11 protein-coding genes are annotated in these 14,902 nt (G+C 69.9%); 2 read left to right on the top strand and 9 right to left on the bottom strand.

Features of this window, described 5'->3' with window-relative positions; genetic code table 11:
• Nucleotides 1-63: 63 nt before the first annotated feature.
• From KHC19_RS06460 to solA, 9 genes are all read right to left on the bottom strand, one after another.
• Entirely contained in the window at nucleotides 64-2,277 is a 2,214-nt protein-coding gene (locus tag KHC19_RS06460) for an eCIS core domain-containing protein (protein ID WP_213351530.1), read from the bottom strand.
• The gene (locus KHC19_RS06455) at nucleotides 2,274-2,531 is read right to left on the bottom strand and encodes a hypothetical protein (RefSeq protein WP_213351529.1); all 258 of its coding nucleotides are present in this window, start codon (nucleotides 2,529-2,531) and stop codon (nucleotides 2,274-2,276) included. The genes KHC19_RS06460 and KHC19_RS06455 overlap by 4 nt, the downstream gene beginning before the upstream one ends.
• Nucleotides 2,528-4,495 (bottom strand): AAA family ATPase, encoded by a 1,968-nt coding sequence (locus tag KHC19_RS26300; protein WP_343207665.1) that lies wholly within the window; start codon nucleotides 4,493-4,495, stop codon nucleotides 2,528-2,530. The genes KHC19_RS06455 and KHC19_RS26300 overlap by 4 nt, the downstream gene beginning before the upstream one ends.
• Nucleotides 4,496-4,524: 29 nt before the next feature.
• Complete coding sequence (locus KHC19_RS06445) at nucleotides 4,525-5,865, bottom strand: Pvc16 family protein (protein WP_213351527.1); 1,341 nt, start codon at nucleotides 5,863-5,865, stop codon at nucleotides 4,525-4,527.
• On the bottom strand, nucleotides 5,862-6,575 hold the full coding sequence (locus KHC19_RS06440; protein ID WP_213351526.1) for a hypothetical protein: 714 nt from the start codon (nucleotides 6,573-6,575) through the stop codon (nucleotides 5,862-5,864). Before KHC19_RS06440 ends, KHC19_RS06445 begins: the two co-directional genes overlap by 4 nt.
• Before the next feature lie 3 nt (nucleotides 6,576-6,578).
• Nucleotides 6,579-7,334 carry a hypothetical protein gene (locus KHC19_RS06435; RefSeq protein ID WP_213351525.1) on the bottom strand — a complete coding sequence of 252 codons (756 nt, stop codon included), beginning with the start codon at nucleotides 7,332-7,334 and terminating at the stop codon, nucleotides 6,579-6,581.
• A complete protein-coding gene (locus KHC19_RS06430) occupies nucleotides 7,334-7,858 on the bottom strand; it encodes a phage tail protein (protein ID WP_213351524.1) in 525 nt (174 codons plus the stop codon). The genes KHC19_RS06435 and KHC19_RS06430 overlap by 1 nt, the downstream gene beginning before the upstream one ends.
• A 10-nt stretch (nucleotides 7,859-7,868) precedes the next feature.
• Nucleotides 7,869-10,193, bottom strand: coding sequence for a phage tail sheath family protein (locus KHC19_RS25780; protein WP_246548323.1), 2,325 nt, complete (start codon nucleotides 10,191-10,193; stop codon nucleotides 7,869-7,871).
• A 716-nt stretch (nucleotides 10,194-10,909) separates the two neighbouring features.
• Entirely contained in the window at nucleotides 10,910-12,076 is a 1,167-nt protein-coding gene (gene solA, locus KHC19_RS06420; protein WP_213351523.1) for an N-methyl-L-tryptophan oxidase, read from the bottom strand.
• Between the two features lie 175 nt (nucleotides 12,077-12,251).
• Here solA and KHC19_RS06415 point away from each other — a divergent pair, with 175 nt between their 5' ends.
• Both KHC19_RS06415 and KHC19_RS06410 read left to right on the top strand, forming a co-directional pair.
• Nucleotides 12,252-13,910: an ABC transporter substrate-binding protein gene (locus KHC19_RS06415; RefSeq protein ID WP_213351522.1), complete on the top strand. Its 1,659-nt coding sequence runs from the start codon at nucleotides 12,252-12,254 to the stop codon at nucleotides 13,908-13,910.
• 4 nt (nucleotides 13,911-13,914) lie between these two features.
• Complete coding sequence (locus tag KHC19_RS06410; RefSeq protein ID WP_213351521.1) at nucleotides 13,915-14,880, top strand: ABC transporter permease; 966 nt, start codon at nucleotides 13,915-13,917, stop codon at nucleotides 14,878-14,880.
• The last annotated feature ends 22 nt before the right edge of the window (nucleotides 14,881-14,902 follow it).

Raw genomic sequence — 14,902 nt, 5'->3', positions numbered from 1 at the left:
AGCCGGCCCTGCCGATGAAACCGTATAGGCACGCAGCGACGTCGCCGACGCCGCTGGTAGGCGCTAGGCTGTCCTGTCCGGGTCTTCCGCGACCCTTTCCCAGGGTTCCTCGGCTATGGTGGTGTAGTATTCGATCTCGCGGATCACGATGTAGGTCTTGATCGCCTGCTCCGTCGACATGCCGGACGGCTTGTCGACATTCGCCAGCTTGGCCTCCAGCTCGGCGCGCTTGAAGACCTGGCGGGCGAAGAAGCCATGGGCGCCATAGGTGTCGTCGCCCAGCTTGATGGTGTTCTCGTTGGTGAACGAATTGGGGGTTCCACCGACGCCGCCGGGATTCTGGGCGAGATAGACGTTCGACCACATGACCCGGCTGCCGACCGGCGCCTCCCGCAGCACCGTCTCGACATCGCGGGGCTTCTCGTTCGCATTGACGTCGTAGTCGCCACCCTTCTTCTTCTGCGGCGAACCCTTGTCCAGCTTCACCGGCGCCATCTCCTCGCGCGGGCGCCGCGTGTCGGTATCGAACCCGGAGCGGAGGAAGAACATCCGGGACGACAGCCCGGTCGTCCGGTGCTCCTTCAGCCAGAAGGGCGAGTTTCCGAACTTCAGGTCGAAGCGATAGGGGCCGAGAAGCTTCAGCATCGCGTAGAGATGGTGGATCTGCACCCATTCGGCGCAGTCCACCCGCCAGCCCGGGCTGGCGACCGTGTTCTCCGCCGCTCCCCGGAGCGCCCCGGTGAAGCCGTCCGCCGTCATGTAGTCGAACAGCGCCTTGACCGCTTCCGAGGGGCGCCCGCCGGTCTTCGCCATCAGCGCGCACATCTCGTTGCCGTTCGGGTTGCCCTTTTCCCAATAGGTCTTGTTGAAGGCGTCGCCTTTCGGCATCACGCAATCCGACCCGACGGTCCTGGCCCCGCCGGTCACGAAGCTGCTGAATTCGGTGTCGGACGCCTGGCGCAGATAGAAGTCGTAGGCCCGCTTGGGATCGAAAAGCAGGTAGATCGCGTAGTCGAGCTCCGATCCGCTCATCTCGTCGAGAAGGCGCGTTTCCAGATCCTCGCCGCTGGCGATCTTCTTGTAGGCGTCGCGCAATGGCTGGAGCTTGGTCTGGTCGCGCCCGAACGGCAGCAGGACGGCATAGATCGCCTCCTCGTCGGTGCCCCAGATGGTATCCACAGCGGCCAGCAGGCGTTTCGCGGCTGAGGTCAGGGCGGCTTCCGATCCCGGCGCCCCCGCCTCGATCTGCTGTGCGGCGTCCTTCGTGCCCCGGTTGAGCAATTGCAGGGCGAACTCCAGCTCGCCGCCGCTGAAATCGCCTTCGATGTCCTGGATGAGCAGGTCCGCCGGCAGGTCGTTGACCGCCTTGTTCTCGACCCGCGCAATGTAGTTGCGGTAGACGTCCATGAACTCGGCGATCGCCACGGGATCGCGGTCGAGTTCCTGCAGCGCCTGATAGACCAGCTCCTCGTCGGTGCCGAGCCGATAGATGCCGTCATGGACATGGGCGGCAAGCAGGTCATATTGCCGGTCGGTGCGGGCCTTGCGCGCCACGGCCGGCTTGGCCGGCGCGACACCGCCCTCGGCCCGCGCCGCCCGGCCCTGCTGCACGACATGCGTCAGCTCGTGCGCCATCAGGTGGCGGGCAGCCGTATCGCCCGGCTGGTAGCGGCCTTGTGCGAAGACGATGTTGTGCTCCACCGTATAGGCGAGCGCATTCACCGCATCGGCGGAGGCGGCGGCGCGGCTGTCGGCATGGACGCGCACGCTGCCGAAATCATAGCCGAAGCGCGGCTCGAAGAAGCGGCGCTCGGAAGAGGCGAGCGGCCTGCCGGGCGAGCCGAGCACGTCATGGACGATGGCCGGAGCCGTCGTTCCACCGAGATTGTCGCGCGCCGATGCGTGCCTGCGCCGAAGCTTTTGCTCGTCATCCTCGCGTTCGTCCTCCTCGTGCTCGGCGGCGCAGGCGGCGCACTTCCTCGCAAGCGAAGGCGGCTGGTCCCTGCCGATGGCCCTGTCGGGATCGGCCATGCGCATGACCCGGTCCGCCATGGCGTCGGCTTCCCGTTCCAGCGGCTCGGAAACATCCACGGCGAGCCTGCGCTGCAGCGGCTGGCCGTTGGCCGCGAGGCGGACATGGCTGAAACCGGAGGCTTCCGCCGCCGCCGGGGCCGGGCGTTCCCGGCCACGCTCCGTCCGGGCCGTGGTCGTTCTGCTGGGCTGGGCAATGGCGGGAGCGGCAGCGGGAACCCGAGCGGCGGAAGCCGATGCTTTCATCGTTTCAGCCCTCCCAACACCCGGTCGGCGATCGCCGTGCCGAAACGCTGCGGGCCGGCCGATGCGGGGACCGGCAACACCCCCGCATCCACATGCGCGGCGCCACGGGGAGTGTCGGTTGCCGTTGCCGTCGGCGCGGCGAGCCGGCGCGCCAGCTCGCGCTCGACCGCGCGGCGCAGCGCGGCGGCGTCGGTGGGCGCGATGCCCTCGACCACCAGCCGGTCGATGTGAAGCTCGATGCCGGCCCGCCTCATCGCCACCCTCCGAGCTCGGAACTGGTCAGCGGCTTTTCCAGCTTGGCATATTCCGCCACCGCCGCCTCGCGTATGTGCCCCATCCCGACCGCCTCGCCACGACCCGCGGCAAGGAAGGCGGCGTTCATCGCCACATTGCGGATGTTGCCGCCGGCGAGGGCGAGCTGCGCGAGGCGCGCCGGATCGAGGTCCAGGGTCGGCGTGTCCTGCGGGAAGGCGCGGCGCCAGATCTCGCAGCGCTGGCCGGCATCCGGGAAGGGGAACTGCACCACGAAGCGGATGCGGCGCAGGAAGGCCGGATCGACCGCGCTTTTCTGGTTGGTGGTCAGGACGGCGAGGCCGCGATACGCCTCCATGCGCTGGAGCAGGTAGCTGACCTCGATATTGGCGTAGCGGTCATGGCTGTCCTTCACCTCCGAGCGCTTGCCGAACAGGGCGTCCGCCTCGTCGAACAGCAGCACGGCGCCGCTGTCGTCGGCCGCATCGAAGATGATCCGCAGGTTCTTCTCGGTCTCGCCGATATATTTGCTCACCGTCTGGCTGAGATCGATGCGGTAGAGGTCCAGCCCGAGATCGTTGGCCAGCACCTCGGCCGCCATCGTCTTGCCGGTGCCGCTCGCTCCCGCGAACAGGGCGCTGATGCCGAGCCCGCGCTCGGTCCGGCTGGCGAAGCCCCAGCGTTCATAGACGGTGGCGGCGTGACACACATGCGTGGACATCTGGCGCAGCACCGCCAGCTGCGCCTCCGGCAGCACCAGATCGTCCCAGGAGGCGCGGGCCTCGATGCGCTGGGCGAGGTTGTCGAGGCGACGACGGGCCTGCACCCGGCACGCCGCCCAGAGCCGCGGGCCGAGCGCCTCGCCACCGGCATCGTCTCCCTCCGCCGCCGCGCAGGCGGCCTCGATGCCGGCGCGGTCCAGCCGGAAGCGGTCGATCATCGGCTCGAACCGTCCGTTCAGGGTGCTGGCCAGCGGGCCCAGCGCCCGCATCCACAGCGCCCGCCGCTCGGAGGCGTCGGGCCGGTTCACCTCCAGCCGCCGGCTCGTCCGGCGCGGCAGGGCGAGCGGCTCGCCGCGCGCCAGTATCAGCGGCCCGGACATGTCCTCGGCGAAGGCGACGAGGCCGCGCTCGGCCCTTCCGTCGCGCTCGTCCGCGCCTTCCAGCAGCAGCGCGGCGCCTTCCAGCACCAACCGGCGCTCGCACATCCGCGCAAGGGCGAAACGGTCCCGGGGAGCGGCCGGGAGGTCGCCGGCGTCCAGTCGCAGCAGCGTGAGGCCGATCGCCCGGCAGGCCTCGGCCGCCGCTTGCGCCCGGCCGGCCGGGTCGTCGCCGCACAGCTGGACCGCCGGCCATGACGCATCGCCCGCGCCGGCCCACAGATGCGCGATCTTCTCCGCCGCGGCCGCCTGCGAGGCGGTGAGGACGCCTGCGTCGACCGCGGACAGCAGGCCGTCGAGACGGGGATCGGCGAAGCCCGTGCCGGCGAGATAATGCAGCACCGCCTCGTCCATGCCGAGCGGTGTGGCGGTCAGCGCCTCGCCCGCGCCGGGTTCGATCAGGCTCCACCGGCGCAGCGGGCTCGCCGGGGAGAGCGCGCTCCAATGCGCGCCGGGCAGCACCGCCAGCGCGAGGCCGAAGCTCGGCATTCGTCGGCGCGGATCGGCATGCAGCGTCGCGCAGAGCCCGGCAATGCCGGTGTCGAGTTCCGCGCCCGCGCAGAGCAGCAGCAGGTCCCGCTCGAACGGCGACAGCTGGAAGGCGGCGCACAGATGTCCGAGCGCGGTCTGGGGATCCGCCGCGACGGCCGGCTCTTCAGCGCCGGCGTCGTCGGCGCCCTGGTCGAGATGGCGTTCGAGCCGCCGCCGCACCCGTGCGATCTCGGCCGAGAGATGGTGCTGGTTGCGGTCGGTCCAGCCGGGATCCTGCGGGCGCCTCGGCGCCGCCTTCCCGATGCCTGTCCTCACCGTCGCCGCATCTCTCATGGCCGCATTTCTCATGGCAACATCACCTGCTGGCTCGGGTCGAAGGCCGGCGGGCGGGCGGTCCGGTCGATGAGCAGGCTGTCGATGCCGTCCACGCGCAGGCGAACCGGCAGCGTCTGCCCGGCGGTGAAACCGGTGCCGCGGAAGGTCAGCGTGGTCGCCTGAGGCATCGCAATCGGCTCGGCCGGCAATTCCCGGCTGCCGACGATGAGGAACACCGTCGAGGTCCGGCGGATCGGCGGCCCGCAGGTCACGGTGAAGGTGACGACATCAGCCGCCCGGACCGCCGTCACGGCGAGGAGCAGCGGTGCCAGCAGCAGCGGCAGCACATTGGTGGCCTGCCATTCGCCGCCGGCATCGCGCAGCAGGGCGGTGACCCGGTAGACGCCGACCGGCCAGTTCGCCGGATCGCGCTCCGCGGGAAGCGGCGGCGGGGGAGGCGGAGGGTTCGCCGGCGGCAGCGTGACGGTGATCGCGCCGTCCCCCGCCAGCATCCCCGGCAGCGTCAGCGCCGTGCCGTCCGGCTCGACGGCGAAGCGCACGGAAACCTGCTCGCCCGACAGATGGTGTCCCTCGAGCCGGATCGTCTCGCCGAGCCGGGCGGCGGTTTGCTGCCGGGGCGGCACGATGCCGGTCAGGGTCGGGAGGCTCGGCACCGGCGAGGCCTGCACCGTCACGCCGGCGTCGCGGCCGGTGACGGGATCGGCCGGCCCGCGCGACAGCACCGGCAGCGGCGTCCGCTTGGGGTGCCGGCGCTGGATCAGCACCACCGATACCTCATAGGCGGTGCTGGTGCGGTAATGCGACTGGAACGCCGTCCAGAGCTTCGACATGTCGTCGGTGCCGAGGCTGCGTGGCCGGATCTTGATCAGCTCCAGCTGCTCGGCCAGATCCGATTGCACCAGCGCCTGCAGCGCCACCGCCGCCATGCCTCCGCCCGGCGGATTGGCCAGCACGTCGCGTATGTAGTCGCGGCTGAGCACGGGGGTCTCGTGCAGCAGCTGCATGGCGTGGCCGAGCAAGATCTCGCCCTGGAACTCCTCCGCGGCATAGGCGGTGAGCAGGTAGTGCAGGTCGAGCGCCAGCATCGGATCGACCAGCCGCTCGGCCCGCGCGTCCCGGCTCGGCAGGTCGCGCCCGGTCCAGCCCGCATTGGGCGCGATCTGGTGCAGGAACAGGTTCAGCTGCGTCGCCTCGGTGCCGGTGCCATCGCCGAGGATGCGGTCGGGCGGCATGGCGCTCACGCTGATCGTGCCTCCGACGGCCCCGCCAATGCCGGAGGCGACCAGCCCGGAATGCAGCATGTCCTGCAGCACGCGGGTGACGGCGGCTATGGCGAGGCCGTTGCTCATCGCCGCCCCCGAACGTCGCCTCGCAGATAGTCGTCGAGCGACATCAGGCGGCTGGCCGGCGGTGGTGCCGGCGCGGCGGCCGGGGCCCGCACCTCCACGCGGCCGATGCTCACGCGCACGATGGGAGCCGGTTCCGGCTCCGCCGTCGCCGCGATGGCGGGCGCGCCGGTCTCGCGAGGCGCTGCCGGCAGCGACGCCGCTGCGGAGGTGACGAGGGTAGGGGGCCGGTCGCGACTATCGGGAGGCAGGAGCGATGGCGGGATCGTGCCCGGCTCCCGCCGCGCCTCCTGCGGGAAGATCTCGCCGGGTGGGTCGTCCGGCCGCGCCCGCTCCGGGGCCGGTTCCCGTCGCGGGATGGTTAGCGCGACCGCAACGGCCGGCGGGGAGGCGATCGAGGGTTGGCGCGGCGGCTGGGGCGGAGCGAGGGGGCCGGGCGCGGGCGATCCGTCAGGAACGGGGGCGAAGACGACGGCGTCGCCAACCGCAGGCGTTCCGCCCGGATCGGACGAAGCGATGGGTGAGGGCACGGCCTCCACGCGGGGGGCCGGCTGCGGGACGGGTGCCGGCGGCGAGGCGAGCGGCACGGAAGCGGGCATGGGCGGCGCCGGCGCATCGGCGGCGGCCGTCTCGAACCGCGAGGCATGCCGGGGCAGCACGGTCGGCAAGGTGCCCTGTGCGCGTCGCGCGAGACGGTTGAACAGGTCGCCCATCGGCTAGCCCGCCCATGCCAGATAGCTTTGCCGGCGCGCCGGGCTCATCGCGAGGATGTCATGCTCGGACCAGCCATAGGCCCGCGCGAGCGTGGCCACCTCGCCCACCAGCCGTCGGGCATGATGGCCGATTTCCTGCCAGAGGAAGGCGGGCACGTCGAAGGCGAGCGACCAGCCGCAGCCGCAATCGGCGCAGGTGACGTCGAAGCTGACATCGGTCAGCGGATCGAGCGCCAGTATGGCGTCCGCGGCCGCCCTGCGTACGCTGTCGGGCAACGCCTCGACGGGGACGGGGCCGCCGTCGTCCCCGGTCGCGCACACGCAGGCCGCGAGCAGCACCGCCTCCGCCGACGCGACATCCACGCAGCGCTCCGCGGCCGCTTCGTCCCGGCAGTCGGGCGGGCGCAGGTTCAATAGATAGCCGCCCGTCCGCATCGTCTGCGGCCGCCCGCCCGCCTCGCTGCCGGCGAGAAGCGGCCCGGTATCGAGCGGAAATTCCAGCGCCCCCGCGCAGGCGGGGCACTGCGCAAAGGCGTCGATCCGGCTGCCGAGCGTTGCCGTCCGCACCGCCAGCAGGGCGCGGTCGCGCGCGCCCAGCGGCAGCCGGGCCAACTCGTCGAAGGCGGCGTCGGGCGCGGCGGCGGCCAGCACCAGCAGCGCCCGTTCCCCGGATGGCAGGTCGTGGCCGACTTCCCAGATATGCAGCACGTCGGCACCGGAGAGGCCGCGCCACGCCCCCCGGGCCATCGGGGCGACCATCACTCCGGCTCCGTGAAGGTCGGCTCGCTGGGTTCGGGAATTTCGTAGTCGCGCTCCCAGCCTTCGTTCTCCAGCTTGATCGACTGGATGGCGACGGCGTTGGCATTGGCGTCGAGATCCGGCAATGCCTGATATTCCGACACCCAGCAGCGGAACACCTTGTAGGCGAGCGCGAGCTGACCCGCCTCGTTATAGACCTCGACGATGATGTCCTTGCGGAAATCCTTGAGCGACACCTCCGCGCCGAGCCCGGAGGCGAAGTTCCACACCTTCGAGGCCCATTTCTCGAACTCGGTGTCGTGAGTCACGCCGCGTTCGAGCGAGATGGCGTCGTATTTGGTGCGGCCGGGGGATTTGCGGCCGGTGGACGGGTCGCCGCCCTCGCGATGCTCGACCACTTCGGTGGACCGCTTCAGCGCCCCCACCTTGCTGATGCCCGCGACATAGCGCCCGTCCCATTTCACGCGGAACTTGAAGTTCTTGTACGGGTCGAAGCGTTGTGCGTTGACGCTGAACTGAACCATCGCCGCCCCCTCAGACCTGGATCTGCCCAGCCATCTGCTGGAGCTTGATGATGACGAACTCGGCCGGCTTCAGCGGGGCGAAGCCGACGACGATGTTGACGATGCCGAGATCGATGTCGTTCTGCGTCGTGGTCTCGGCGTCGCATTTCACGAAATAGGCCTCGCGCGGGGATCGCCCCTGGAAGGCGCCCTGGCGGAACAGGTTGTTCATGAAGGCCCCGAGATTGAGCCGGATCTGCGCCCAGAGCGGTTCGTCATTGGGTTCGAACACCACCCATTGCGTGCCGCGATAGAGGCTCTCCTCCAGGAACAGCGCCAGGCGGCGCACCGGCACGTATTTCCACTCCGAGGCGAGCTGGTCGCTGCCGCGCAGGGTGCGGGCCCCCCACACCACCGGTCCGAAGCCCGGCCGGTTGCGCAGGCAGTTGAGGCCGAGCGGATTGAGCACGCCGTTCTCGGCATCGGTCAGCAGATAATCGAGCCCCATCACGCCGCGCAGCACGGCGTCGGTGCCCGCCGGCGCCTTCCAGACCCCGCGCTCGCTGTCGGTGCGGGCGTAGAGGCCGGCGACGGCGCCGCTATTGGCGAAGGATCTGAGGCGGTTGCCGTCGAGCGGGTCGGCCTGCTGGATGCGCGGGAAATAGACCGCGACATTGGGATCGCGCAGGAAGCCGTGGCCGTTCAGCCAGGTACGCGCCTCGTCGAGCGTGTCGACGCTGCGGGGCAGGTCGGCGATGAAGAAGGCCCGCCTCTCCTTCGCATAGTCGAGCGCCGCGGCCAGCAGCGCGTCGTCGGACTGGTCGGGCACGCAGAGTATGTTGAACAGATCGACCTCCTCCAGCGCGAAGAGGCCGGTCTTGGCGCTGCGGCTGCCGGCCAGCTGGGTCGGGGTGCCGGGCGTGCCGTCGTCGCCGGGCACGGCGCCGGTCTGCGCCTGGCCGGCCGGGCCGATGCCCAGCGCATAGCGCGCGACGTTCTCGGCGCCGCCCGCGAGGCCGAGCGTCGCCGCGCTGGTGTTGCCGCCATTATTGGTGACGTTCAGCCGTACCGACGCATTGCTGCCGCCCGGCGCGAGGCGAAGCCTGCCGTCGATCAGCGCCACCCGCGCCTGGTTGAGCTCCGCCCTGGGCGAGGCCGACAGCGCGGCCTGCAGGGCGGAGACCAGGGCCTGCGGCGTCGCCGGTCGACCGGTGGCGCCCCACAATTCCAGCGTATGCGGCCCGTCATTGGCGGCACCGCTGGCGAGCAGCGTCACGTTCATCGAGGCCGGCTGCGGCAGGGTCGACAGGTCGAGCGCCGCGATGCTGGCGCCGACCGTGCCGGTCTGGGCCGGGCGGATCGACGCCGCGGCGTCCGCCTCGCGGCCGCCATTCAGCGTGCCGAGCTTGAGGATCTCCGTCGCGCTGCGTTGTCCGGCCCGGGTGAAGCGCACCGAGGAGCGCTGCCCCTGCCCGTCGGCGGTGCCCGAGGCGGCGACGATGTTGGTCGCCCCGGCGGTGCAGTTGAAGTCGCTGAACGCCGCCACCGTGGGCCGCAGCAGCTTCACCCGATCCCGGATGCGGTCGGCGAGGTTGTCGAGCAGCTCGCCGAGATTGTCCCCGACCAGCCCGCCGCCGGCATCGAACAGGTCGAACTCGTAGGGACCGTCGCCGTCGAGGGTGACGGCGATCCGGCGATGCGCATCGTCCAGGCGGTCGAGGTCGGCTTGCGCCAGGGTGCCGCTGGTGCTGGTGCCGTTGCCGTTGGCGACTGCCGTGGCCGCCGCCGCCGGGCGGCTGGCCCGGATCAGGTCGGAAGCCTCGTTGATCACGTTCACCGCATAGGCCGGCGAGAACTCGTTCATCGACAGGTTGCGGTGGCTCTCCACGCGCGTGGGCACCGGCCCCGCGCCCTGGTCGACGAACTCCACCACCTGCAGGTTGAACAGGCTGGCGGGGTTGGCGGTGTCGTAGTCGACATCGATCCGCAGGCCGTTGCCCCACAACCCCTCGGAGCGGGCCGTCACCGCAAGCGCCGTCACCCCGCCGCCGCCGGCATCGTTCTTCAGCTCGATGGCGGCGCGGGCGGCGCCGTTGGCGACGCGCACCACCCAGGCCTGTCCGCCGCCATTGCGGAAGAAGTTCTGCACCGCGTAGCTCAGCGGCGAGTCGACGTCGAGCCCGCCAAAGGCGCGCTCGTAATCGCTGAAATTGAAGATCTGCACCGCCTTGTTGACGGCGCCGCGGGTGGTGTAGCCGACAAGGGCGGTGACGGAGGTGGCGACGCCGACCAGGGTGCGGACGCCGCTCGGCACTTCCTCGATATAGACGCCCGGATAGCTGACCGAGACCGGCATCGCGACTGCTCCTGGCTCGGGGATCGCGGACCAGCCCGGTCACCCGCAGCAAAGGTGGACGGCAGGCACGGCAAACACCCCCCCGGCCCAAACGGATCGGAGAGGCAACGGCGGAAATTTCCCTAACGGAAGCTCTGGGTCGGCGGGCGTTTCCTCATGGTCGTCACTCCGGGTGATCTTTGTTGCTTGTCTTCTTGATCGGATCGGACGGGTCGAACCCGCGGACGTAGACATGCCCCTCACAGGGCGGCACGGGCCGCCGGCATGTACAGGCAAGGTGAACGCTCAGTATAGGAAAGCCCTGGCAGGCAGAAGACGAGACGTAGGGAAACGGCGCATGAAACGACCCCCCGATTTGCCGACAGCATCGGGGGGCACGAAACGAGCATCATGCCGGCGGCGACATCCGCTCGGGAGCAAAAACGCCGAAAGGCATGCCGGAATTTCGACGAAACGCAACACGAACGGCCAAGGCGCGCTGTCCGATCTTCTTCGGGTAGCGCCAATACCCAAGTCTCCTGCGCAAGGCGTTCGACCCGACGAAGGCAAGCGCGTGTATAGAGACTATCGAAATCTCGCCGATTGCTGGCGCGGCAGATAATGCACGGGGCCTGAACCGGCCGCAAGTGCATTTTCCCATGGAACGGGGCCGGGAAACGCCCGACCTCGCCGCCTTCCATTTGCGGCGACCGGCCTCGTCTCGCGGGGGACCGTCGTCACAGCGCCGGCACGGCCGCCGCCTTGTCCCGCAGCGCGCGGAAGCTGAACGCCTCGACGGGCCAGCGTGTCTCGCCGTCCTGGGCGAGATCGGCGAGGATTTCGCCCACCACGCTGGCGAATTTGTAGCCATGGCCGGAACAGGGCGAGGCCACGACGACGTTCGGCTCGCCGGGAAGCCGGTCCAGCAGGAAGTCTTCGCCCGGCAGCATGGTGTAGCGGCAGGTGGTGCTGGCCCGCCTTTCGCCGGCGGCCAGCGGCAGGCGCCGGGAGATGAAGTCGTCCAGCAGCGCGGTGTCGGCCTCGTTGACGGCGGCGTTCGGCGCATCGGGGTCGCCGATCGGCTCGCGGAAATGCGCGTGCTTGCCGATCTTCACGCCGGCGCCGTCCAGTGCGGGGAAGCCGAAGAACGAGCCGACCGGCCCGGCATCGCGCAGGAAAACCGGCATGGTGCCGAGGGCGGTGGCCGCGGCATCCTTCGGCTCGTACCAGGCGACCACCTGCCGGATCGGCGTCGCCAGCGCCGCCAGTGCCGGCACCAGTTCGGCGATCCAGGGACCCGTCGCCACCACCACCCGCCGGGCCCGGAGAGGCTCAGCGCCGAGCCGCAGGGTCACGCCGGCATCGTCGGGCTCGATGGCGGTGACGCGGGCGGCCATGCGCAGCTCGGCGCCCTCGCGCCGGGCGAGGGCCAGATGCGCCGTCACGGCGGTCTCGGGCCGCACGAAGCCACCCTGCGTCTCGAAGACGGCGATCTCGTCCGGGTCGAGGGCGAAGGCGGGATGGCGCCGCGCCATCGCCTCGGCGTCGAGGATCTCGTGATCGAGCCCGTAGGCGCGGCAGGAGGCGAGGGTGCCGGCGACGATGGGGCTGTCGGGCCGTCCGATCTGCAGCACGCCGGTGATGGTGAGGATGTCGGCGCCGGTCTCGGCCTCCAGCCGGCGCCAGTTCTCATAGGCGCGGCGCAGCAGCGGCACGTAGCTCGGATCCTCGAAATAGCCGAGCCGGATGATGCGGCTATCGCCATGCGAGGAGCTGAGGCCGTGGGCGGGCGAGAAGGCCTCGATCCCGACGACGCGGAGCCCGCGCGCCGCGAGATGGGCGAGGGCGGCGCTCCCCATGGCGCCGAGGCCGATCACCGCGACATCATAGTCGGAGGCGGTCATGCGGGCTCCTTCCGGGTGGTGGATGCGGTGATGGACGGATCGCGGAGGCGTCGAGATTTTTTCACCTCTGCCGTTTCGATCTCGCCAATAAAGATATTGCAACATGGCTTCAGTTGCATAGGATTTGTCTAGATAAAAACGCGTTCTTCCAGAGACCTCGAAGAGGAGCCGTGCCATGCCTGATCGGTCCAAGTGCCTGAGTCAGTGGCGAGAAGGCAGGACGGAGCTGGAGAACGAGGTCATCGATCAATTGCTGACAGGGCGCCTGGACCGCCGGTCCTTCCTGCGCCATGGCAGCCGCGTCGGCCTGTCGCTGGCGCTGATGGGCGGGGTGCTGCAGGGCCTCGGCCTCGCGCCCATCGGCCGCGCCTTTGCGCAGGCCAAGCAGGGCGGCACGATCCGGCTGGCGCAGATAACGCCTTCCGGCGCCATCGAGCCGGTGTCGGTGGCCGACCAGGGCGGGCTGCTGCCGCTCCAGCAGGCCGGCGACTTCCTGGTCATGGACGGGCCGGACCTCGTGCTGCGCCCGATGCTGGCCACCTCCTGGAAGCCGAACGAGGATGGCAGCGTCTGGACCTTCACGCTGCGCGACGGCGTCAAGTTCCACGATGGCCGCGTGATGACCGCCGACGATGTGGTCGCCTCCATCGACCGGCTCGCCGACCCCGCCAACGGCTCGAACGCGCTGTCCGCCTTCAAGGGCGTGCTGTCCAAGGGCGGCACCACCAAGGTGGACGACAAGACGGTGCGCTTCAGCCTCGACGCGCCGAACGGCAATTTTCCCTATTACGTGTCCTCGGACAATTACAACGCCATCATCCTGCCGGCCGATTACAAGGGCGACTTCGAGAAGACCTTCAACGGCACCGGGCCGTTCAGAATGGTCAGCTACACGCCCAAGGTCGGCGCGAGCTTCGTGCGCAACCCCGATTACTGGGCCGGCCCCGCGCTCGCCGAGAAGCTCGAGCTCAGCTTCTATGCCGACCAGCAGCCGCAGGTGCTCGCCCTGCTGGGCGGGCAGGTGGACATGATCCAGCAGGTGGTGGTGCAGGGCTCGCAGAGCCTGTTCGACAATCCGGCGGTGAAGATCCTGCGCCTGAAGTCGAACGCGCATCGCCAGATCCACATGAAGAACACCGGCCCCTTCGCCGACAAGCGCGTGCGCCAGGCCATGGCGTTGACGCTGGACCGGCCGGCCATCGTCAAGGGCCTGTTCCGCGGCATGGCCGATCTCGGCAATGACAGCCCCTTCGCGCCGGTCTTCCCCTCGACCGACACGACCATCCCGCAGCGGGGCAAGGACATCGCCAAGGCCAAGGAGCTCATGGCCGCCGCCGGCATGTCGGGCGGCTTCGATGTGACGCTCACCACCATGCAGCTGCAGGAACTGCCGGCCATCGCCAGCCTCATCCGCAATGCCGCCGCCGAGATCGGCGTCAAGGTGACGCTCAAGCTGGAGGATGTCGGCGCCTATTACGGCGATGCCGTGCCGGGCAAGTCGGATTGGCTGGACAGCCAGTTCGGCATCACCGATTACGGCCATCGCGGCACGCCGAACGTGTTCCTCGCCGCGCCGCTGCTCAGCACCGGCACCTGGAACTCGGCGGAATTCAAGAACCCCGGTTACGACAAGCTGGTCGCCTCCTATATCGCCGCCCTCGATCCGGCGGCGCAGAAGGCGCAGGCCGGCGCCATCCAGAAGCTGCTGCTCGACGAGACGCCGATTATCTTCCCCTATTTCTATGATTACCTGACCGCGACCTCGGCCACTCTCCAGGGCGTCGAGGGCACGGCCATGGGGCAGATGTTCCTTCACAAGGCCGGTTTCGCCTGAGCCGATGAAGGGCGCGCTGGGGCGTTTCTTCCTCAGGCGACTGGCGCTGAGCCTGCTGACCCTCTGGCTGCTCAGCATCGTCGTCTTCCTGGGCTGCCAGGTGCTCCCGGGCGATCCGGCGCGGGCCATTCTCGGCCCGCTGGCGGATCCCCGGGCGGTGGCGGCGCTGAACCAGCAGCTCGGCTCCAACCGGCCGCCGGTCGAGATCTACCTGTCGTGGATCGGCGGCCTGCTCACCGGCGACATGGGCCAGTCCTATGCCTATCGCGCGCCGGTGGCGCCGTTCATCGGCCACGCGCTGGTCAATTCGCTGAAGCTCGCCGCCATGGTGTTCGCCATCGTGGTGCCGATCGGCATCGGCGCCGGCGTGCTGGCGGCGCTCCGGGCCGGCCGGCCGCTCGACCGCATGATCAGCGTGGCCGGCCTGTCGCTGACGGTGATCCCGGAATTCGTCTCCTCCATCGCGCTGATCCTGGTCTTCGCGGTGCTCCTGCGCTGGCTGCCGCTGTCGGCGAGCTGGCCGGCCGGCAGCGGGCCGCTGGTGCAGATCCAGCACCTCATCCTGCCGGCGCTGCCGCTGGTGATCGTGCTGTTCGGCTACATTGCGCGCATGACCCGGGCCGGCATGGTCGAGGCGCTCTCCGCCGACTACACCCGCACCGCGGTGCTCAAGGGGCTGCCCTGGCCCACCGTGCTCGGGCGCCATGTGCTGCGCAACGCGCTGCTGCCCACCATCACCGTCATCGCCGCGCAGATGGGCTATGCCCTCGGCGGGCTGGTGGTGGTGGAAACGCTGTTCCGCTACCAGGGCATAGGCAGCCTGGTGCTCGGCGCCGCCCGCGCCAAGGATTTCGCCATGCTGCAGGCGGGGATCCTCACCGTCGGGGCCTTCTTCATCGCCACCACGCTGGTCGCCGATCTCCTGACGACCCTGCTCGATCCCCGCCTGCGAACCGGAGGGCGCCGATGAGCGAGGGCATGCCGCTGGCGGA

The organism is Ancylobacter oerskovii (assembly GCF_018390555.1).
GTDB classification, from domain to species: Bacteria; Pseudomonadota; Alphaproteobacteria; order Rhizobiales; family Xanthobacteraceae; genus Ancylobacter; species Ancylobacter oerskovii.
This window is presented reverse-complemented; position numbering and strand designations above follow the sequence as displayed.